The organism is Robertkochia marina, assembly GCF_004799345.1.
GTDB lineage: Bacteria > Bacteroidota > Bacteroidia > Flavobacteriales > Flavobacteriaceae > Robertkochia > Robertkochia marina.
Window position 1 is genome coordinate 619,806 of the sequence record NZ_SSMC01000001.1, and the last position, 20,559, is coordinate 640,364.

17 protein-coding genes are annotated in these 20,559 nt (G+C 47.4%); 3 read left to right on the plus strand and 14 right to left on the minus strand.

The genetic code is table 11. The features are described 5' to 3' along the window. Positions 1-56: 56 nt before the first annotated feature. The 9 genes from E7Z59_RS02575 to pdxA form a co-directional block, all read right to left on the minus strand. Positions 57-575: a DUF5004 domain-containing protein gene (locus E7Z59_RS02575; RefSeq protein WP_136334725.1), complete on the minus strand. Its 519-nt coding sequence runs from the start codon at positions 573-575 to the stop codon at positions 57-59. Positions 576-664: 89 nt separating this feature from the next. Then, a complete protein-coding gene (locus E7Z59_RS02580; protein ID WP_242015590.1) occupies positions 665-1,837 on the minus strand; it encodes an NAD(P)/FAD-dependent oxidoreductase in 1,173 nt (390 codons plus the stop codon). 209 nt (positions 1,838-2,046) lie between these two features. Beyond that, positions 2,047-2,589, minus strand: a complete 543-nt coding sequence (locus tag E7Z59_RS02585; protein WP_136334726.1) for a CIA30 family protein — start codon at positions 2,587-2,589, stop codon at positions 2,047-2,049. A 340-nt stretch (positions 2,590-2,929) separates the two neighbouring features. Beyond that, a complete protein-coding gene (gene accC / locus E7Z59_RS02590; protein ID WP_136334727.1) occupies positions 2,930-4,282 on the minus strand; it encodes an acetyl-CoA carboxylase biotin carboxylase subunit in 1,353 nt (450 codons plus the stop codon). Positions 4,283-4,375: 93 nt separating this feature from the next. Further along, positions 4,376-4,873 carry an acetyl-CoA carboxylase biotin carboxyl carrier protein gene (gene accB / locus E7Z59_RS02595; protein WP_136334728.1) on the minus strand — a complete coding sequence of 166 codons (498 nt, stop codon included), beginning with the start codon at positions 4,871-4,873 and terminating at the stop codon, positions 4,376-4,378. A 27-nt stretch (positions 4,874-4,900) separates the two neighbouring features. Next, positions 4,901-5,896 (minus strand): beta-ketoacyl-ACP synthase III, encoded by a 996-nt coding sequence (locus E7Z59_RS02600; protein WP_136334729.1) that lies wholly within the window; start codon positions 5,894-5,896, stop codon positions 4,901-4,903. A gap of 171 nt (positions 5,897-6,067) precedes the next feature. After that, positions 6,068-6,265, minus strand: coding sequence for a 50S ribosomal protein L32 (gene rpmF, locus E7Z59_RS02605; RefSeq protein WP_136334730.1), 198 nt, complete (start codon positions 6,263-6,265; stop codon positions 6,068-6,070). A 9-nt stretch (positions 6,266-6,274) separates the two neighbouring features. Continuing rightward, a complete protein-coding gene (locus E7Z59_RS02610; protein ID WP_136334731.1) occupies positions 6,275-6,811 on the minus strand; it encodes a YceD family protein in 537 nt (178 codons plus the stop codon). Between the two features lie 98 nt (positions 6,812-6,909). After that, positions 6,910-7,956, minus strand: a complete 1,047-nt coding sequence (gene pdxA / locus E7Z59_RS02615; protein WP_136334732.1) for a 4-hydroxythreonine-4-phosphate dehydrogenase PdxA — start codon at positions 7,954-7,956, stop codon at positions 6,910-6,912. A gap of 124 nt (positions 7,957-8,080) precedes the next feature. Between pdxA and E7Z59_RS02620 the strand changes: the two genes are divergently transcribed. Beyond that, entirely contained in the window at positions 8,081-8,671 is a 591-nt protein-coding gene (locus tag E7Z59_RS02620) for a riboflavin synthase (RefSeq protein ID WP_136334733.1), read from the plus strand. 268 nt (positions 8,672-8,939) lie between these two features. Here the strand turns inward: E7Z59_RS02620 and E7Z59_RS02625 are convergent, their stop codons facing one another. After that, the gene (locus tag E7Z59_RS02625) at positions 8,940-11,249 is read right to left on the minus strand and encodes an OmpA family protein (RefSeq protein ID WP_136334734.1); all 2,310 of its coding nucleotides are present in this window, start codon (positions 11,247-11,249) and stop codon (positions 8,940-8,942) included. Positions 11,250-11,548: 299 nt separating this feature from the next. Here E7Z59_RS02625 and E7Z59_RS02630 point away from each other — a divergent pair, with 299 nt between their 5' ends. Further along, complete coding sequence (locus E7Z59_RS02630) at positions 11,549-13,543, plus strand: tetratricopeptide repeat-containing sensor histidine kinase (RefSeq protein ID WP_136334735.1); 1,995 nt, start codon at positions 11,549-11,551, stop codon at positions 13,541-13,543. A gap of 664 nt (positions 13,544-14,207) precedes the next feature. On the opposite strand, the gene E7Z59_RS02635 is transcribed toward E7Z59_RS02630, so the two are convergent. Both E7Z59_RS02635 and E7Z59_RS02640 read right to left on the minus strand, forming a co-directional pair. Next, on the minus strand, positions 14,208-14,987 hold the full coding sequence (locus tag E7Z59_RS02635) for a tetratricopeptide repeat protein (RefSeq protein ID WP_168731225.1): 780 nt from the start codon (positions 14,985-14,987) through the stop codon (positions 14,208-14,210). A 423-nt stretch (positions 14,988-15,410) separates the two neighbouring features. Then, positions 15,411-15,818, minus strand: coding sequence for a DUF2541 domain-containing protein (locus E7Z59_RS02640; RefSeq protein WP_136334737.1), 408 nt, complete (start codon positions 15,816-15,818; stop codon positions 15,411-15,413). 1,293 nt (positions 15,819-17,111) lie between these two features. Between E7Z59_RS02640 and E7Z59_RS02645 the strand changes: the two genes are divergently transcribed. Then, on the plus strand, positions 17,112-17,471 hold the full coding sequence (locus E7Z59_RS02645; RefSeq protein ID WP_136334738.1) for a hypothetical protein: 360 nt from the start codon (positions 17,112-17,114) through the stop codon (positions 17,469-17,471). A gap of 467 nt (positions 17,472-17,938) precedes the next feature. On the opposite strand, the gene E7Z59_RS02650 is transcribed toward E7Z59_RS02645, so the two are convergent. Both E7Z59_RS02650 and E7Z59_RS02655 read right to left on the minus strand, forming a co-directional pair. Then, positions 17,939-20,113 carry a xanthine dehydrogenase family protein molybdopterin-binding subunit gene (locus E7Z59_RS02650; RefSeq protein WP_136334739.1) on the minus strand — a complete coding sequence of 725 codons (2,175 nt, stop codon included), beginning with the start codon at positions 20,111-20,113 and terminating at the stop codon, positions 17,939-17,941. After that, positions 20,110-20,550, minus strand: a complete 441-nt coding sequence (locus E7Z59_RS02655; protein WP_242015589.1) for a (2Fe-2S)-binding protein — start codon at positions 20,548-20,550, stop codon at positions 20,110-20,112. The genes E7Z59_RS02650 and E7Z59_RS02655 overlap by 4 nt, the downstream gene beginning before the upstream one ends. Positions 20,551-20,559: the final 9 nt, after the last annotated feature.

Consider the following 20,559-nt stretch of genomic DNA (forward strand, 5'->3'; position numbering starts at 1 on the left):
TACTAAAATAAAAAAAGCCATCAAATGATGGCTTTATAAGTTTCAGGCAGCAAAATCTATTCAACCACCTTCGTATAGGTTTCCGTGATCTCCAACTGAACTCCCTGACCCAGGGCGTCGAATACAGTGCGAGCCTCAGTAAAGGAAAAGCTCACTCCTTCTTCAGCGAACTCAACAGGTGGGAAGTACAGCGCCCGACATCCGGTAACTACCCCGATCGAACTCCCTGAAAGAGCCCAGGTCCCTTCGAGAAGCACTTGCTCCTGGCAGGTTTCCCCGTTTAAGAGTCCGCCCGAATATTTAATGTTACGATCTGTACCGAATTGATATATTGCCACCTGGCTACAGGCGTCAAGCTGAGATAAGAGATCGGTTGACGGATTATCTACATTGTCATCAGTAAGGTCGATCTCTTCAGAAGCCGTCAAAGCGGTTAATTCCCAGGTGCCGGCAAGGGTTGCTTCATCTTCTGTAAGGGATCCTGAAAAAGGTTGAGGACAAGGCATCTCTTCATCTGTGGTACAGCCTGTCAAAAGAAAAAAGGCGCATACCAACCACATCATAGGTTTAGTCATCGTATTTGGTTTTATGCTATTATTTGAAAGCTGCAAAAGTACTAAAAACTGTTGCAGGGAAGGACTAAAATGAACTTGAATCAAGGAAATTAAAGCAATCCGCTGAGTTCCCGACCGGTCTGACTGCCTATGGCCACACCCATACCCCCAAGACGTACCCCGCAAGCTACATTATCAGAGAGCGATTTCAGTACCGGCTCCTTAGAGCTGCCCACTCCCATGATACCACTCCAACGGGTATCGATCTCAAAAGGAGTATCGGGTAAGATCACATTTTCAAGCAGTTCGATCAACCTGTTTTGTATAAGGGGTGTCATCCCGAAGTCCTCGGTCTGCTCCCCGGAAGGATCCAGGTTTCTCCCCCCACCGAAAAGAATACGGTCATCTATATTTCTGAAGTAATAGTACCCACGGTCCATATGAAAACTGCCTTTAATACGGAGTTTTTTAATCGGCTTGGTAATCAACACCTGGGCCCGGGCCGGGTACACCTCTTCTCCGGTAATAGCGCCTGCAAAGCCATTGGTGGCCAACATTAATTTTCGGCAATTAAAATCGGTGATACTGGTATTCAGGGCCACTTTACCGTTCAGGTCCTGGAAACCTCTCAGGGTGACCCCATAGAGAATGCGCACATCCATTTTGGCACATTTTGCGTACAATGCCTGCATCATTTTACCGGTATTCAATTGACCTTCACAGCGATTAAACAGTAAATGAGCCTGTACACCTTTAAACCCAAAGTTATTGGGAACTACATCGAACACTCGTTTTCTGAACAGTGGTTTCAATAATTTATTGACACGCTCTCTATGCTCCAGGCAGGCCGTAAAAAAATCAGAATCTCCTTTTGGAAATAACTCGTATCCGCCGTACTCCTTATAATCTATCGCTCTGTCTCCAAGGGTTTTTCGCAATAACTTCACTCCGCGATACCGCTTCTCTACGAGCTCCAACACCTCCTTTTCTGTTCGGGTATTCATGTCGTCAAGCAGTTCTGACAAACTCCCGAAACAGGCAAACCCGGCATTCTTGGTACTTGCTCCCTGGGGCAACAGACCCCGTTCTAAGACCACCACTCTGGCTTTCGGATGTTTCTCCTTGAGCGATAATGCACAGCTCAGCCCTACAATACCTGCACCTACAACTACGAAATCAGGGGTGTTAAAATACTCCTGAAACTCCCAATAAGAAAATCCTGAAGCGGGCGTACCGTTCATTGAAACCCAGGGGCCGTTTGCTGTGGCTGTTTTCACTTTCATATTCTAAAGATATATAAATCAGGAAAATGGCAAGGGGTTCTTTTAAAATTTTTTCTGAGTAATTCCTTGATTTACAGCTATTTGCATATTCACATAAAGCGGAGGCGTTTTCAAAAGGAAAATAGCTACGAGGTGAAGCAGATCCCTTCGGCTGCACCCCTCCTCTTGGAAGTTGGAGGTGAAAGTTCGATATCAAAGATATTTGTGTGTTATTCCAACCAGATCCTGTCGAGCTTTAAAGCAAAAGATTCCGCCTTTTTATTTCCGATAAGAATAGCGATCTCTGCAAGGGATTCTCCCGGAAAATCAGGCATATCCAATCGGTTCCCCCTAAAGGTGGGTACCATCTCCCGAAGGTTCAGGGCTACTTCCTGCCATTGGCCGGTAGTTTCAAACGGAGCAACATAACTCTGGGGTTCATTCCAGGAAGACTTACACCTGAATTGGTACCGGGTAGGCTCGCCCTTAACACGCAGATGAATGGTTTTAAAGCGCCTCAGGTCCATGGGAGACAATCGCAGTCGCATAGACGCAAATCCTCCGTTGTTTTCCAGAGATACTGCTCCTGAGAACACCCCATGTCCGTCCTCATCAAGTTCGAGGGAGGCGTCCGATCTGCCACCCATGACCACATCATTCACAATGCTCCACGCATCAACTTCTTCCTGCTCTTTAAAATCGTAGATGGTTACTGTTGCCTGCATAGTGATAAACATTAGTAAGATGATCCCTGCGTATGCTAAAAGTTTCATAGGTATAAGTTACGATAATTTGGGATTGGGTGGTTGCTACAGTTTGCATTAGCAATCTAGTATTCTGGCTCCCCACCCTGGATAGGGAGGGGTGGATCGAGACAAAGTCTCGAGACGGGGCGGGTTGATTCAGGGTAGCTATAATAACAACCCCTTCCGTCAAAACCTCCGGCTTTGACACCTTCCCCTAACCAGGGGAAGGAGCCCATCGTTAATGCAATACTGTAATTAGGAGATCGCCACAGTTTGCAAAGCAAACTTCGCGAAGACGACCACTTCATAACCTCGTAACCCCATAACCTTATAACTAAAAAGCCCCGCTGTTGGGCGGGGCTTTTTTTTATTCTTGTACTTCAGGTTTCATTTTGAAGTCTTCCATAAACTTGGTGGTGTAGTTCCCTGCTATATAATCAGGGTGATCCATCAATTGTCTGTGGAAAGGGATCGTAGTTTTTATACCTTCGATCACGAACTCATCCAGGGCACGCTTCATTTTATGAATGGCCTCCTCCCTGGTTTGGGCGGTGGTAATGAGTTTTGCGATCATAGAGTCGTAGTTTGGTGGAATAATATACCCGCTGTAAACGTGGGTATCCAAACGAACTCCGTGTCCTCCCGGTGCGTGAAGGGTTGTAATTCTTCCCGGCGACGGACGGAAGTCATTGTAAGGATCTTCTGCGTTGATACGACATTCTATAGAATGCAGTTTAGGGGTATAGTTTTTTCCTGAGATCGGCACTCCTGCGGCAACAAGGATCTGCTCACGAATCAGGTCATAGTCAATAACCTGCTCGGTGATCGGGTGTTCTACCTGGATCCTGGTATTCATTTCCATGAAATAGAAATTACGGTGTTTATCTACCAGGAATTCCACGGTTCCGGCTCCTTCATACTTGATGTATTCGGCAGCTTTCACAGCGGCTTTCCCCATGGCATCACGCAATTCGTCGGTCATGAACGGAGAAGGTGTTTCTTCAGTCAGTTTTTGGTGTCTGCGCTGTACAGAACAGTCTCTTTCAGAAAGGTGACACGCTTTACCGAACTGATCACCCACGATCTGGATCTCGATATGGCGAGGCTCTTCGATAAGCTTCTCCATATACATCCCATCATTTCCGAAGGCAGCACCGGCTTCCTGCTTGGCACTTTCAAAGGCTTTTTGCAGATCTTCTTCTTTCCATACGGCACGCATCCCTTTTCCTCCACCTCCGGCAGTAGCCTTCAGCATCACAGGATAGCCCATTTCTTTAGCCAGGGCCTTGGTCTGCTTAAAGTCTTTCAGCAATCCGTCACTACCGGGAATGGTAGGTACGTTTGCTTCTTTCATGGTAGCCTTGGCCGTAGCCTTATCTCCCATACGTTCGATCTGTTCAGGAGATGCTCCGATAAATTTTATCCCGTGTTCACGACAGATCCTTGAGAAGTTTGCATTCTCAGAAAGGAAACCGTAACCGGGGTGAATTGCATCTGCATTGGTGATCTCTGCAGCGGCAATGATATGGGCAATTTTAAGATAGGAATCTTTAGAAGGTGGCGGACCGATACAAACGGCCTCATCGGCAAAACGCACATGAAGACTCTCAGCATCGGCAGTAGAATAGACCGCCACGGTCTTTATCCCCATCTCCTTACAGGTTCTGATCACGCGCAGGGCGATCTCTCCTCTGTTGGCAATTAGTATCTTTTTAAACATAGGTTTTCATGTTTTAAATTCGCACAAACAACCACACACTGGCAGGGTTTCCCGAAAATGGGAATAACACAGGTGCAGGTTATAAGTTCTCGATTAAGATGGGTCAACCAGGAATAATGGCTGATCAAATTCTACTGGAGAGGCATCGTCAACAAGAACTTTGACGATCTTACCACTCATTTCACTTTCGATCTCATTGAAGAGCTTCATGGCTTCAATAACACAAAGTACATCTCCGGTAGCAATGGTATCACCAACCTCTACAAAGGCAGGTTTGTCCGGAGAAGGTTTTCTATAGAAGGTACCAATGATAGGCGACTTGATAGTAACATACTTACTATTTTCATCAGAGGCAGCAGCAGTAGCTTCTGCAGCGGCGGCCGGAGCAGAAGGCGCTGCAGCGGGCTGAGCAGGAGCCTGAGCTACAGGCTGACCCATTGGAATATGTTGCACATAAGTCGTAGCTTCTCCTTTCTTCTCATCAGATATGGTCTTGATAGTGATCTTCACATCCTCCATCTCAAGCTTTACTTCGCTTGCTCCGGATTTTGCCACGAATTTGATCAAACTTTGAATTTCTTTTAAATCCATGATTACTCTGTTAGATTAGTGTGTTTGTTAAGAGTTGTATGCCCATTTCAGGTAGATCGACCCCCAGGTAAATCCGCCTCCAAATGCAGCAAAAATTAAGTTATCTCCTTTTTTAAGTTGTTTTTCGTAATCTGCCAGTAACAAGGGCAGGGTAGCAGAGGTGGTGTTCCCATATTTATAGATATTGATCATCACCTTTTCTTCTTCCAATCCCATTCTGTTGGCAGTGGCATCTATGATACGCTTGTTCGCCTGGTGAGGCACCAGCCATTGCACATCGTCTTTTGTAAGTTCATTACGTTCCATGATGCGGGCAGAAACATCGGCCATATTAGAGACGGCGTATTTAAATACGTTCTTTCCGTCCTGGAATACGTAGTGTTTCTTTTCTTTAACGGTGGCTTCACTTGCAGGAAGGATAGACCCTCCGGCTTCGATCTTCAGAAACTCTCTTCCGATACCGTCACTTCTCAGGATCTCATCCTGAACACCTAAACCTTCTTCATTGGGCTCAAATAGCACAGCCCCTGCACCATCACCAAAAATGATACAGGTAGCCCGGTCTGTATAATCAATGATGGACGACATTTTGTCGGCTCCGATCAATAATACTTTTTTATAGCGTCCGCTCGCAATGTAAGCTGAGGCGGTTGACATTCCGTATAGAAAACTGGAGCAAGCCGCTTGCAGGTCGAAAGAAAAGGCATTAACAGCCCCGATCTGGCTGGCCACATAGGTTGCGGTAGCTGCCACGGGCATATCGGGCGTAGCCGAAGCCACGATGACCATATCAATTTCTTCCGGATTCAGACCGCTTTTTTGCATCAGGTCTTCAGCGGCTTTGATGGCCATAAAAGAGGTGCCTTTGCCCTCTCCTTTTAGGATACGTCGTTCCTTGATACCGGTTCTTGTTGTTATCCACTCGTCATTAGTGTCAACCATGGTCTCAAGTTCCTTATTGGTCAGCACATAATCGGGAACATAAGCCCCCACAGCAGTGATCGCTGCTTTAAGTTCATTCATAATCCGTTGGGTTTGAATCCTAAAACATGCAAAAATCGATAAAAATTTGTTGAAATTACTAATTTTTATCTGAAACAAGGCGCAAAATACTTGGTTTTTGGCCGATAGAAAAATTTTAATAAAAAAAACTCCCACTTCCGTGAGAGTTCCTATTTTATCCGAGTATTTTCCTTACGCTACCTCTTCAGCCGAGTTATCGATAAGTACCTGGCCTCTGTAATAAAGCTTACCTTCGTGCCAGTGCGCTCTGTGATAAACATGCGCCTCTCCGGTAGTAGGATCAACAGCAATCTGAGGAGCAGTCGCCTTATAATGCGTTCTTCTCTTATCTCTTCTGGTGCTGGACTGTCTTCTTTTAGGATGTGCCATTTTTAAATCTTATTTATCCGTTAATAGTTTCTTCAGTGTGTCCCAACGCGGATCTGTATCCCCGTCATTATTTTTGTTCTCTTCCTTCGGTTGAAATTCTTCAAGCTTTTGCAATAATTCACTGGAGAGCGTTCCGTCTTTTACCCCGGGATGCACCCTTTTGGCAGGAACGGCCAATACGATCATTTCGTATATGTACTGCGCTACATTGATCTGGTGTTCTCCGTGAGGAATAATGAGCAATTCTTCATTCTCATCATTGTATTCTTCACCAAATTTCACCACCAGGTGAAGGTTGCCCTCTACCGGCTGATCAAAAGGCTCATCAGTAAGATCACAAGGTACATTCACCACCCCGTCTACCTTAAAACTGAGCTCCAGCATATTGCTTTTTTTATCCATCACGAGGTTTACCTTCAGCGTGGCCTCAGCAAACTCGTCATAGTTAAAAGCTTCAAAGAACGTCTTGTCAATTTGATAATCAAACCGGTGTTTTCCAAGTTTCAACCCCACAAAAGGAATATCGAACTCCTTTAACTGCTTCATTTTAAACATCAGTTTTGAGTGCCATCTCCTTAAGGATAAGGCGGGTGCAAAGATATAAATTTTTATGAATCATAATAATGTTATCAACTTTTTTTTGTTCATAACTTGCCCTTGGCTTTTTGGAGCGGATTTGCAGTGATCTCCTTGTATTCTTCGCGGCTTCTGAAAACCTGCATGGCAGTAAAAACCGCCTCCTTGAACGAATGGTGATCAGCCTTTCCTTTTCCGGCCATATCAAAGGCAGTACCATGATCGGGAGAGGTGCGTACACGACTCAGTCCTGCCGTATAATTGACCCCATTACCAAAACTCAGGGTCTTAAAAGGTATGAGCCCCTGGTCATGGTAGGCCGCTACCACGGCGTCGAATTGTTTGTAAGCTCCGCTTCCGAAAAAGCTATCGGCAGAATACGGACCGTACACCAACATTCCCTCTTCGTGTAACTTCTGCAGGGTGGGTCTCATGACCTCATCGTCTTCCTTCCCGATAACACCCTGGTCGCCGGAGTGCGGATTGATACCCAATACGGCAATTTTAGGGCGACGAATCCTGAAATCCTTTAATAAGGAATCATGGATGATGGTGACTTTTTTCCTGATCAACTCTGGCGTAATATGATCGGCCACGTCCTTTACCGGAACGTGATCGGTAAGCAATCCTACCCTGAGGTCATCGGTTACCATAAACATAAGGGCATCTCCTTCCAGCTCTTTGGCCAGGTAATCGGTATGCCCCGGAAATTTAAAATCGTCACTCTGAATATTGTGCTTATTGATAGGGGCCGTTACAAGAACATCTACCTCCTCCTTTTTCAAAGCCTCCACAGCGGCCTTCAATGACAACAAGGCGTATTTACCACCTTCTTCGGTTTCTTTGCCGGGCTCAATATTTGGAGTCTCCTTCCAGACATTAACCACATTGAACTTGCCGTGTACCGCATTATCCGCGCGATCTATACCCTGGTAGATCACATCGAGCTTGAGCAGCTTTTTCTGGAAAGACATCACCTTGGTAGATCCGAAGATAACCGGGGTGCAAAGCTCCAGCATACGTGCATCTTCAAAAGTCTTTAAAATGATCTCACTGCCAATGCCGTTCAGATCGCCTATAGATATTCCAACTTTAATACGTTCTTCGCTTTTCATGTAACCAGAAGTTTTCGGTCGTTCAGTTTAGGGGTAGTCATGAGTTGTTCACAGCTTTCGCTATCTTTACCATTCCAAAAAACAGGACCGCCGTTAACGGCAAATTTAACCAAATTAAATCAGAATGTTCACAGGCATTATAGAAGAGTTAGGTACGATCACCAAACTTGAAAAAGAAAAAGAAAATCTCCACATACATATTAAAAGCGCCATCACCGGCGAATTAAAAATTGACCAAAGCGTAGCCCACAATGGCGTTTGCCTGACCGTGGTCGGCATCGAGGGCGACACCTATGTGGTTACCGCCATCCGGGAAACCCTGAACAAAACGGCTATCGGCCAATGGCAGGTGGACGACCAGGTAAACCTGGAGCGCGCCATGAAGATGGGCGCAAGACTTGACGGCCACATTGTGCAGGGACATGTAGATCAAACCGGCACCTGTACAGACATCGCTGAAGAAGATGGCAGCTGGCGATTTACCTTCTCTTATGACCCTTCAAAAAGCAATGTGACCATAGAAAAAGGATCCATCACCATAGACGGGACCAGCCTTACCGTGGTCGACTCCGGAAAAGACCATTTCAGCGTGGCCATTATTCCTTATACCTATGAGCATACCATTTTTAAACATTACAAGGTGGGCACCAAAGTCAACCTGGAGTTTGATGTGGTTGGAAAATATGTGGCGAGGATCATGGAGTTGAGGGACTAGCCTGCTTCCCGCAGGCAAGTTTGAGGAACGAGTTTGCCAACCTTCGCTAAAGCTACGGTCGGTAAAAAGGGACGAGAGTGGTCTTACCGAAAGCGGGAGAGATGATAAATTGTAAATGGTAGATTGTAGATGGGGTTTTTACAGCAGACTATTTTTCTTTTCCCCTCCCTAAAGGGCGGAAAAATAGTCTACACCTAACTCCACCTAATTAATATTTCACAACCCATCATTCATCATTCATAATTCATAATTAATTTCGCAGGAATCACTAAGGCCCTCCAAGGGTTTTGATGAAGCCGTGATACCCTTTGTTTTTGAGTTCTTGCAGGTGGGCATCTGCTTTTTTGCGGTCTTTAAAGATCCCGGAGAACAGGCGGGTGTAGCCATCATTTCCCTTTTCAAGCACCAGGTTATTCACCCGGTCAAAGCGCTTCAGGTCTATGGGCTCATGGTCCCGGTAGGCCGCCAGCTGAACGGCATAGGCTTCTTCCTGAGCATCAGCATCAACCCTCATCTCGGGGATGGCGTCGAGGTCTGAGGGAGAGACTCGAGGGGGAGATTCGAGGGGGTGGGCATTCCCCTTTGCTCCTTCGCTTCTTTGTCCCTTCGCCAGGGCATCAGACTGCGAATTGGCTTCCGCCATAAGGCGCTCTACTTTCTCCCTTTCAGGCTGATTAGAAATATAGAATTCAGATCTTCGGTTAAGTTGATGTTCTTCTTTTGTACATTTTACTCCATCCGGACAGTTGGTTTCCAGGTGGCGTTCTCCGAGTCCTACGGCTTTGATACGCGACGCATCTACACCTTTAGCTATAAGGTATTTTGCTGTGCTTGCCGCCCGGCGTTCAGAAAGTTTTTGATTATAGGCCCGCGTACCTCTGCTATCGGTAAAGGACAGGATCTCTAAGGTCAGTTTTGCATTTTTAAGCAGGTAACCCGCGATCTTATCCAATTCTGTTTGTGCATCCGGACGAATGGCAGCACGGTCAAAATCAAAATAGATATCGTTAAAGTCTAAAACCTCCAACAGATCGCGCCTAACCAGGTCTTCCAGGGCAGGCTTCAGTCCTAAGTCATAGTATTTTCCATCCCGGTCTACATCAAGCTTCTCGGTGGTATAGTTAGGTTTATCAGCCTCTACCCGGAGCTCCCCGTCATTTTTAACGTTCTCAAACAAGTAGCCACCCTTATGGTCGGTTAGGGTAGAATCAATGGCTTCTTCATCCTTATACAAGGTCACCCTGGCATCTTCAATAGGTTCGGCACTTTCCAGGTCAACAATAATACCCTCTACATCAATAATGTCGTCATTCGCTTTTATCGCATAGACATCATCAGCCCCTATACCACCCCAACGGTTACTGGCAATATATCCGAACTGACCGGTACTATCGGTCAGAATACTGAAATCATCCCTTCGGGTATTCACAGGATGCCCCAGGTTATTGACCCTCCCCACAATATAAGGGTCCAGCAATTCGGCCTCATAGATATCAAGACCTCCCAAGCCTGGATGTCCGTCACTGGCAAAATACAGCTTGCCATTGGCTACAAAGGGAAAGGTTTCTCTCCCTTCCGTATTTACAACTCCCTGAAGAGGCTGCGGAATACCAAAACTTCCGTCTTCCTTTACAGCCACCGCAAAAATATCTGAAGCCCCCTTGGTGCCCGGCATATCGCTGGCAAAATAAAGGGTTTTCCCATCCGGGCTTAAAGCAGGGTGGGCTACCGTCCATCCGTCATCGCTGAAAGAAACCGGCACCGGTTCTGTCCATCCCCCGTCTGGCAGGCGTTCGGCAGTCAGGATCTTTAAACGGGTAATACCGTCTTTGTCTTTTCTAAGCTTTTTACCGTCTGTATTATTACGGGTAAAGTAAATGCGCTGTCCGTCGGCAGAAAAGGCTGCGCTGCTTTCATGATATCGGGAATTGATCGCTGATGAAAATTTTCTAATCTCTTCCAGGTTACCACTGGCCGTATCCGGACGGGCGCGGTAGATCTCCTGGAAATAGGAGGCATCCCAGCCATGACGGTTTTTTGCTGCACCCCCGGTATCGCGGGTAGAAGTAAATACCACCTCATCACCGTACCAGGTTAAGCCAAATTCAGAGTGCACTGTATTACCCTTGATCTTTTTCAAGGTAAAACGATCCTTTTGTCGCCGTATTTCCTGCCTGTAATTCTTTCGAAGTTTTAGCAAACGGGCCCGGGCATCCATTTTATTTTTCTGGTACAGGGCATTCATGATAGCATCCGAACGGTTGTAATCGCCAACAGTTTTTAAGGATTGGGCAAAACGAAAATAGAGTTCCGGATCAGGGTCAGGATTGATGGCAAAAAGCTGATCATAGTAGGCGGCCGCATTTTCATAATCGGCTATAAAATAATAGGCATTGGCCAGGCGTTCGTACACATCAGGCGTTTGATGACCGCGTTGCACCACCCCTTCATAGAGACGGGTTGCCTTAGAATAATTTAATTCGTCGTAAGATTCATCTGCTTTTTGGAGGCGACGGTCTTGCGCATGTAGCAACATAACGCAAAAAACCAGTAGCAAGGGAAGCTTCTTTATCGCCATAAAATCCGGGAATGCAATTAGATAATCGGCAAACCGTTTATTGATAAACGTGATCCTGGAGCCACGTATACGTGTGTCTAAAATCACCTTATAACAACTAAATTATAATATTTTGAAGATAAAAGGTAAATTTTATAGATTAAAAGCATTTAGATAAGGTTAATCGTACAAAAAAATCCGTTAAAACACCTGGTTTTCTTAGTACTATACTTTATTACACGGGTATACTTTCCATGATTAATCGTGCCGATCTAAACATTGTTTATAGAAAATATCCCTATATTGTCGCACCCAATAATATGAACAAACTCATGCGAAATTCAGGTATTATTCTTTGCCTGCTGATCCTGTTTCAGAGCTGTATTTCCGGAGAGAAATCGCCCCGGGAACAGTTGACAGATCAAGGCAACCGGATCTACCGGGAATATCAGAAAGCCGAGGCCCTTAAACCCTTGGTTCGAAAAGCAGTTGATCAACAAGAGAGAACTGAGCTTGCACGACAGGGATGGGAGATCAATTCCCGATTACTCAAAGAAAAGGTGGCAGACAGCCTGCAGCCCAAACTGCTTGAACAACGTATGTTCTTCAGTGCCCGTCTGTTTTCTATAGACAGTTCTATTGCCCTATCACACGAATATGAAAAACTGGCTTTAACCCTCAAAGACAGCACCCTGCTTTCTGATGCTTATTTCCGGTTGGGGTATTATTACGACAAGGTAAACGCCGGCAGTGCTGCCATTAAATACGATGTAAAAGGTCTTGCTGTGGCCAAACAGATCAGGGATAGTATAACTTTTGCCAGAATATCCATAAACCTTGGCAATTTGCTTAATTCACTATCTAATTATTCAGATGCCGAAAAGGTGGCATTGAATGCACTTGATTATGCTACTACTAATGCGCATAAAGCTTCGCTTTACACAGTGTTAGCCAATGCCAATTCAGGATTGGGGCAGTACAAGGAAAAAATGTATTGGCAGGAAAAGGGCCTGGAAACAGGTAAAGATAAGGAAGGAGAGTTGATCTTTAGGAACAACCTGGCCATCGGGCAATATCGATTGGGTGATAAAACCAAGGCCCTGGAACTTCTGGAAGAACTCCATGCAGATCCCCTCTGGGAGGTAAAAGACACCATATTTGATAGTCAACAAAAGGCCAAAAGCGAATGGGCCAGGGTACATGCCAATTTAGCCCTTGTGCGGCATGACCTGGGGAAAGAAGGAAGTGAGGAATTATACCAAACCGCCCAACGTTTATGGGAAGAGGCAGACGAAAAAGACGAACTTACTGCGCTCTACCTGAGAATGGCTGAATTCTACGAGAAAGACCTAGAAACTGCCAGGGAATATGCAAGGATGTCGTTGCAAGCAGCCAGGGAGAGCAAGAATCAGAAAGCCACCTTAAAAGCCCTCCATCTATTAACACAGATCTCACCAAATCCGAAAGCCTACGCCCTGGAGTACCAGCAATTGAATGAAGCTTGGCTAAAAGAGTTCACCAGGTCGAAGGATGATTTTGCCAGGTATTCGTTTGACGTTGAAAACACCCGAAAAGAAAACGAAATACTGGAGGCCCATTCCCGGGAACAACAGGCCGCCCTGGAGCGTAACCGCATTATTAATATAACCCTGACCGTCGTATTCGTTCTTTTAATCATTGGAGGGTATCAAACCTATCGCCTCACCAAGATCCGTTATAAGCTAAAACAGTCGGAAGCTGTACGAAAAACGGAGTCCCGAATTTCAAAACAAATTCATGACGAATTGGCGAACGACCTGTTCAGCGCCATGACCTATGCAGAAACTAACGATCTGTCAAAGCCTACCTATAAAGATTGGCTTCTGGACAACCTGGAAAGGCTGTATATCCGCACCCGTAATATCTCGAGGGAACACGCTTCCATACCTCTCGGACTCGAACTGAAAGACTCCTTGTTGTCGCTCATATCCCAATACCGTGATGAGAACACCAATATTCTTGTAAAAGGTCTCAATGACATGGATTGGGCAGGGGTTTCTGAAGTGCAACAGGAAGCCCTCTACCGCACCCTGCAGGAATTGCTGGTGAATATGAAAAAACATGCCCAGGCCAGCCTGGTAGTATTGCAATTTAACAAGGAGGGTAAAAAACTCCGCATCACCTATAAAGACAATGGCAAGGGTATTGCTTCGCAAGGCACTTGTGCTCCCGGCGGACTCCAAAATGCGAAAAGCAGAATTACCCAAAGCGGTGGCCATTTTAAACTGGACAGCGCCGAAGGTAAGGGGGTGAAGGTGGAGATGAGTTACAGTTAGAGGAACGAGTTTGAGGGACGAGTTTGTCTTTGCGAGGTATTTGAAATGCGGATTTCTTGTGTAGAATGATGACGTCATGAGGATTAACATAATTATGGGCTTCTTCCCCTGGTCAGGGAGGGCCAAGCGTAAAGAAATGGTTCGGTGAACCATTTTAGCGAAGGCGCCTGAAGGCGGAGGGATGCGCCGCTAGAAGCGGGCCTGCCTGCGGTAGGCAGGGTCGGAAGGGGTTGTAGGAGAGGTCAATTTGAATCAACCCGCCCCGTCTCAGGGTTTCACCCTGATCGCCCTCACGCCGGCTGGCTCCTGCACTAAAAACAGCCACTGGCTGTTTTCTTAACGTTCGGCCCTCTGTCCAGGGTGGGGAGCCACAATTTATATACTTTACAACAGAGTATCTAAATCTGTCAGCGGTAGGTGTTCCGATACTTCGTTAGACCGCGGCAATCTTATTGTTCTTCCTCAAAGCCTAATTGATGTCCGGAATACCATTCGAAAGATTGCTTCGCTTGCCCTCCCACGGCAGGAGAGCTCTCGAAGGCCCCCTTCTCATTTCGAGAGATTGCTTCGTCCCACTGAAGTGGTCCTCGCAAAGACATCATTCATCATCCATCATCTATAATTTACCCTCAACTCTCAACCACCACTCCCGACTCTTTACTCTCTACTCCCCATCAACCAACTCTGATTTCATCCGAACCCTTTCCTGAAGGATCGAATCCCTGATCTTTTGAAACCCGGGGTGATCACGCAGGGGAGCAAAGACCGGATCGCTTACCGACTCCTCGCTGATCACATGGTAGAACCACCATTCTTTTCCCAGTCCGGTTTGCAGGGCGCGCTGCAGGTATTCCATGGCGGCGGCAGTATCTCTTTTCATCACGTAGATCTCAGACATCTCAAAGAGGGCATCGGTATCTGCCGGAGCGGTAAGCAGGGACTTCGTAACCCGCGCCTCGGCCTTGTTCAGAATATCCATCCCCTTGGCCGTGTCTCCTTCCTTGAGTAAGAGGAATCCCATGTTGATGGGGGTATGTTCCGGCTCTCCGTAGATGGTATACCGTTTCAGGTGTCCCAGGGCTTTTGTATAATCCTTTAAAAACACCTCATTAAAAGCGGCATTATTATACGGTTGCGGATAGGTATGAAAGGCGTATCGCAACAAAGAGTCGTTGTATTTGCGTAAGGCCGTGGTATCGCCCTTAAAGATCGACCAGATGGCATACCGACGGTATTTGGAGAGCGTGCTGATAGTATCCGTGCCAAACTCCACCTTATCGAGCATGGTTTTGGCTTCATCGGTCATCCCTATGCCCAGGTAGGCCCGGGTAAGCAACCGGTAAGCCGACACACTATCGGGATAGGCTTTCACCACCTCCCGGTACACCTTGATCGCCCCCGAGAAATTACCCTTCAGAAACATGGAATCCCCCGGCGCAGTCATCTCGGGGTAGGGTGGGTACGTAGTAGGAGGTGTGGGTTGTTGTTGGCAGCTGGAGAAACTGAGAACAAGCAGAAAGCAACTAATCAAATTCCGAATCATGTAAATTAAATACTCTAACGTTAATAAATCAAATACCCCCTCCGCTTGCCCTTGCAGCGCAACCACCTCCCCCTGTGAGGGGAAGGAGATATTTCTACTCTAATAAATACTCTCGTTAAAAAGCCATCCTATGAAAGCCGACTAAGCGTTTGAACTTCCTCTCCACCTCTTAGGGGGAGATGCCCGTAGGGCAGAAGGGGTATTCTATGCTACTCAGGCTCATTGTTTAAATGGTTCTGGTTACTCTTTCCAGAATAAGTCCGGTTGAAGACCATTCATAATTCATAATTTATCATTCATAATTGAACCCGCTTTGCGGGTTCATCAATCCCCATCCAACTTCCCTTGCACCTCCACTTTAGCACGTTTATTGGTCACAATACTCCCTTTAGAATCGTATTTCATCTCCACGGACTTCACCTTTTCGTCTTTATTTCCGGGGACCTTAAACGGGGTGGTGGCCATCCCTTTATTGAGTAATCCTGTTAGCGGTTTATAGGTCTTGCTCTCGCCACCTTCCATATTGATGGTGATCTCTTTGATCTGCACCGTTCCCTGAATACATTTTATCCTGATCCAATTGGCCTCGCGTTCATCTCCCTTCAGGCTCACCCGATCGGTTTCACTTTTAAAGGCCACGCTCTTCTCGGCCAGCTTTTTCCATTTCCCGTCCTGAGCCTGCATGGCAGGTAAGGTCATTACAAACAGCAGTACTATGCTTAACAGTTTCATAGATGTATTTTTTGAAATTATATTCTAATTTACTGATTTACTGGTAATTGAGCTAACACTCAAAGGTTAAGAGCTAAGAGTGAAGGGTTAAGAGTAAGGTCATCCTTCGCTGAAGCATCGGATGATAAAAGGGTACGTGGTACGTGGTACGAGTTACAGGTGAAATTAAGAGTAAGAAGCCCTCCACCCGGTTGGAGTATTGAATAGAGTTTGAGTAATCACCCTAAGTTCCTTCTATTTCTGCGAAAGCTCAGGACCGTAGTGCATATAGATGATTTAGAAGAAGTAAGCTCAATCTGTAATCGATCCGGCAAGGCAGATCTCATAATCCTTGGAACTATATTACAAGAAGCCCACCCGCCGGCAGGCCCTTTCGCTAAAAATGTCCACAGGACATTTTTTAAACGCTCGGACCCCCCACTTCCCTAGCGAAACAAAAAAAGCCCCGTGCTTTCGCAACGGAGCTTTTTCAATCATCAACCAATAAAAAATAATCAACTTCAATTATGAGATCGTATCGCTATTCTCCAAGGGGGGCGGGAGCACAGGCCTTATCTCAAGTAGGATAAGTGATATTTTGATGCAATGTTCAAGAGCTGAATCTGTTTCGACAATCAGTCTTGATTCCTGACTCTTGACTCTTGCGTCTATTTCAATATTTCAACAGGGCAAATATACGGCAGTACCCCACCTTAACTTTTGTACAAAACAAGCTTTAAATTGCTGTTTATCAGATATTTAGGTTTTTAATCGATAGATTTTAGAGGGTTAGAAAGTGGTTTCTGCATTTTTGGAGACTCTTGTCTTCGCGGGACCGAACGGTGGTGAGGAGCGAACGACCGTAAAAGGTCTGGTAGACCTTTTACAGAGAGCTGCCAGCCGGAGTGTTGGCATGTGAACCTTTCATAGTGAGGGGCCAGATGGCGCGTTGGCAAAAGCAAACCGAAGCGATCTGCCGGTTATACCACTGAACCTTCTTCATAGTAAGAAGCCCTCCCCCGGCCTTCGGCCACCCCTGCCTGCCATTACCGGCAGGTAGGCAGGCCCTCCCAAAGGGAGGGGGATGTTTTACCTATTTATCTAATTCTAGTATAAGCTGAATTAAACAACGTTTCCTCCCCCTCCGAGGGAGGGTGTCATCGCTTAAGAGCGACGACGGATGGGGCTTCTTAAACCAGAGATTCTTTACTGGAGAAACTCCCTACCTCCAAATTCCGGAAACCCGTAACCAACCGGCCCAAATTCATTTTATTTTTAACCTGTAAAATCCAATCTTACCATAAACACCTGCTTATGAAAACCACACCCTTGATCACATTAGTAGGAGAAGGCAGCAGCCTTACCATTTGTCGCTTGTCGCTCAACGGCATGAACTATTACTTTTCGGTACCTGAGGACGATGATCCTCAAACCCCGAACACCGGCCTGAGAGACCTGCACCCTAACTTCGAAAAGATCTGGAATACCCTGGAATTTGATCCTTTCTTTTGCTTTCCGGAAACCAACCAACCCCTCCCGGAGGATATTGTTCTTTTTCTACAAGAAAAATTTCAGATCAAGAAACAACAACAAGAGCTCAACGTTTTCCTCGCAGAACAATGGGAAGAGTGTTTGGTACAGATTCGGGAGTCGGGAGTAGAGAGTCGGGAGTAGGAGTGGGATTTTAGATTATAGATGATAAATTATAGATGGGGTATTTACGTGCTTAACTGACGGCAAACAGTACCCTCGTCTTCGCGAGTGCCACCTTGGGGGCACGTGGCGATCTCCCAACAATTACCTCAACAGTATTTAAATCCTTTACTATAACCAAAAGATTGCCACGTCGGGAAAGCCCTCCGACCATTAACGGATATAATAATTATACTAAGATGGATGTATAAGATGTGGCTCCCCGCCCTAGTCAGGGAGGGGTGGATCGAGACAAAGTCTCGAGACGGGGTGGGTTGTAATAAGCGTTTAGAGAACAACCCCTTCCGACCCTGCCTACCGCAGGCAGGCCCGCTTACAGCGGCGCATCCCTCCGCCTTCAGGCGCCTTCGCTAAAATGGTTCACCGAACCATTTCTTTACGCTTGGCCCTCCCTGACCAGGGGAAGGAGCCCATTATTGGTTTTATTTTCAATTTACTCTCCCAACAGGAAGATCCCTCACCCTAACCCCTGTTGCATTATAAATAGCATTCACTACAGCGGCAGCGGCAGGTCCCTGGGCGGCCTCCCCGGCGCCGAGTGGCGGCGTCTCCGGACGGTCAACGACCTCCACTTCTACCTTGGGAATCTCTTGAAATCGAAGAATGGGATAACTCTGCCAGTCGATAGAAGAGATATGGGTGTCATTCCATTTTACGGCTTCTTTAAGGGTCCAGGAAGCACTTTGTATCATGCCTCCCTCCGTTTGATTTTTGAGTCCGTCGGGGTTGATGCATTCGCCGGCATCGATCACGGCCCACATTTTTTTTACGACAGGGTTGCCATCGGTGACCTCCACCAGGGCGGCCACAGCACAGTAAGCGGCAGAATTCTTATAGCGGGCGAAACCGATGCCTAAACCTTGTCCTTTCTCGGGGGACACTTCACTCACGTTGAGCTTTAATCGTCCCAGGCAGGAGATGGCGCGTTTGTCTTCCAGGTGACGCAATCGGAATGTAAAAGGATCTTGTCCGGCCTTTTCGGCCAGCTCATCCATAAAGCATTCGATGGAGAATACGTTGGCATAAGCCCCAAGACTTCGCAGGGCCGACACCCTTAGCGGGCCCTGAAAAATATGAGAAGTGAGTCGAAAGGCATTGGTGGTATAGATGGGCGGAGCATTGCGAATGGCACCTCCCCGCCATCCTTGTCCGGGAGTCCCAAAGGAAGGTTCCAGGAAACGTCCGGGTAAGAGGTTGGCCGGATCGCCTGAGGTGGGACGCGTAGAGTGGGCATCACTCCACAGCTCGTAATTCCATCCTTTTATCTTTCCGTTCTCGCTGAGCACGGCCTCGTGTTCCATCACCATGGCCGTGCCATAGGGCTCCCAGGCGTGCTCTTCGTTTCGCATCCATTGGAGGCGAACATGTTTACCGGGAATCTCTTTGGCGATCAGTGCTGCCTCTCCCGCCACATCATCGGCAGGGTTATGTCCGTAGCACCCCGATCCGGGAACGCCCTTAATATGTACTTTTTCTAATGGCAGATCCACCATCTTGGCAATGGTTTCCCTTAGGGGATACACCCCCTGGCTGTGACACCAGATATGGAGCACACCTTCTTCAAACAGGGCCACAGCGCAGGACGGACCGTTGGCGGCATGCATGATATACGGCTTGGAATAGGATGCTTTATGAGTGATCGCGGCACCTTCAGCCACCTCCTCATAAGCCCCCCGGTCTTCATCGGTATTGGAATCCTGGGGCAGAGATTTTATGAATGCTTTTATGTCTTCGGGTTGTTCCAGTGGTTCGCCGACTTCCCAGGTAACCTTCCCGCCGAGGGCACGTTGAAGCTGTACCGCCTGGAATTCCTTTTCAGCCACCACGGCCAGGAAGGTCCCGTTACGCACCAGCTTTACAAATCCGGGCATATCCGCCACCTCTGCTTCCGGAACCTCAGCAAGTACGGCGTTATAGGCCGGTGTTCTGATAACCCGGGCATGGACCATCCCGGGAAAGCGCAGGTCCTGCACATAAAAAGCCTCCCCTCTTACCATTTTCTCCAGGTCGGGCCTGTGCATGGGATGTCCAACAAACGCCCTCCGTGTCTTTCCGTAGAGCTCCTTGGGCTCAAAGACAGCCTTTTCGATGTTCTTGCTTTTTAAAATCTCAGTAAATGGCAAGGCGACTCCTTTTACGAGCACGTTTCCGTTCTCGATTTCCAGGTTATCCACAGAGGTCTCGTATTCTTCAACCACCAAACCGAAAAAGGTTTCCCGCAAACAGGCAGCCGCTTGGCGAACGCTCATGGCACTGGTTTCCATGGACCGGCTCCCGGCGGTGATCCCCTCATCGGGAGTCACCCCGGTTTCGGCCAGTTGGAGGGAGAGTTGATTAAAGGAGGTATTGAGTTCTTCGGCCGCCACCTGGAGAATGGCGGTAGAGAGTCCCTGCCCCAGTTCCATCTTCCCGGTGATCACCTGTATGCGGCCGTCTTCCAGCAGCCGGATCCAGGAATCGATTCGCTCAGGATCGGTTAGCGGTTGTGGCATCTCCGCCAGGGCCAGGTCCTTATTGTCGGTCGTACAGGCTATGGGCCCGAGGATGGAAAACCCGATCGTAATACTCCCTGCCTGTTTTAGAAAAGATCTCCGTGTACTCATGACTTCCGGGATTTTAGAACGGCTTTCAGGATACGAGAGTGTGTCCCACAGCGACAGACATTCAGATCGAGGGCCTCCCGGATCTCCGCTTCTCCGGCCTGCGGATCGGCATCCAGCACAGACACCGCATGGATCACCATTCCGTTAAGGCAATACCCGCACTGGGCCGCCTGCGCGTCGAGAAAAGCTTGCTGCACGGGATGCAGTGTCCCCTCTTCACTTGCCAATCCTTCCAGGGTAGTCACCTCTTTGCCTTCCACCGCCGCAATCGGTAGCACACAGGAGGGCGTCGCATTGCCATCAATGAGCACCATACACGCCCCACACTGTTGGAGTCCGCACCCGAATTTGGGTCCGTTGAGCTCCAGGGCCTCCCGAAGAGCATAGAGTAAGGGCGTGGCCGGGTCGAGTTCGAGTTGAACGGGGGTTCCATTCACGGTTAAAGC

Excerpts from the sequence above, each read along its gene's own strand:
- E7Z59_RS02580 (WP_242015590.1), bottom strand. The coding sequence starts at position 1,837 with ATGAAAGTGAAAACAGCCACAGCAAACGGCCCCTGGGTTTCAATGAAC.
- E7Z59_RS02645 (WP_136334738.1), top strand. The coding sequence starts at position 17,112 with ATGAAAACCACACCCTTGATCACATTAGTAGGAGAAGGCAGCAGCCTT.
- pdxA (WP_136334732.1), bottom strand. The coding sequence starts at position 7,956 with ATGAAAAGCGAAGAACGTATTAAAGTTGGAATATCTATAGGCGATCTG.
- accB (WP_136334728.1), bottom strand. The coding sequence starts at position 4,873 with ATGGATTTAAAAGAAATTCAAAGTTTGATCAAATTCGTGGCAAAATCC.
- E7Z59_RS02640 (WP_136334737.1), bottom strand. The coding sequence starts at position 15,818 with ATGAAACTGTTAAGCATAGTACTGCTGTTTGTAATGACCTTACCTGCC.
- E7Z59_RS02635 (WP_168731225.1), bottom strand. The coding sequence starts at position 14,987 with ATGACTGCGCCGGGGGATTCCATGTTTCTGAAGGGTAATTTCTCGGGG.
- E7Z59_RS02610 (WP_136334731.1), bottom strand. The coding sequence starts at position 6,811 with ATGAAGCAGTTAAAGGAGTTCGATATTCCTTTTGTGGGGTTGAAACTT.
- E7Z59_RS02620 (WP_136334733.1), top strand. The coding sequence starts at position 8,081 with ATGTTCACAGGCATTATAGAAGAGTTAGGTACGATCACCAAACTTGAA.
- accC (WP_136334727.1), bottom strand. The coding sequence starts at position 4,282 with ATGTTTAAAAAGATACTAATTGCCAACAGAGGAGAGATCGCCCTGCGC.
- E7Z59_RS02600 (WP_136334729.1), bottom strand. The coding sequence starts at position 5,896 with ATGAATGAACTTAAAGCAGCGATCACTGCTGTGGGGGCTTATGTTCCC.
- E7Z59_RS02575 (WP_136334725.1), bottom strand. The coding sequence starts at position 575 with ATGACTAAACCTATGATGTGGTTGGTATGCGCCTTTTTTCTTTTGACA.
- E7Z59_RS02630 (WP_136334735.1), top strand. The coding sequence starts at position 11,549 with ATGAACAAACTCATGCGAAATTCAGGTATTATTCTTTGCCTGCTGATC.
- E7Z59_RS02585 (WP_136334726.1), bottom strand. The coding sequence starts at position 2,589 with ATGAAACTTTTAGCATACGCAGGGATCATCTTACTAATGTTTATCACT.
- rpmF (WP_136334730.1), bottom strand. The coding sequence starts at position 6,265 with ATGGCACATCCTAAAAGAAGACAGTCCAGCACCAGAAGAGATAAGAGA.
- E7Z59_RS02650 (WP_136334739.1), bottom strand. The coding sequence starts at position 20,113 with ATGAGTACACGGAGATCTTTTCTAAAACAGGCAGGGAGTATTACGATC.
- E7Z59_RS02625 (WP_136334734.1), bottom strand. The coding sequence starts at position 11,249 with ATGGCGATAAAGAAGCTTCCCTTGCTACTGGTTTTTTGCGTTATGTTG.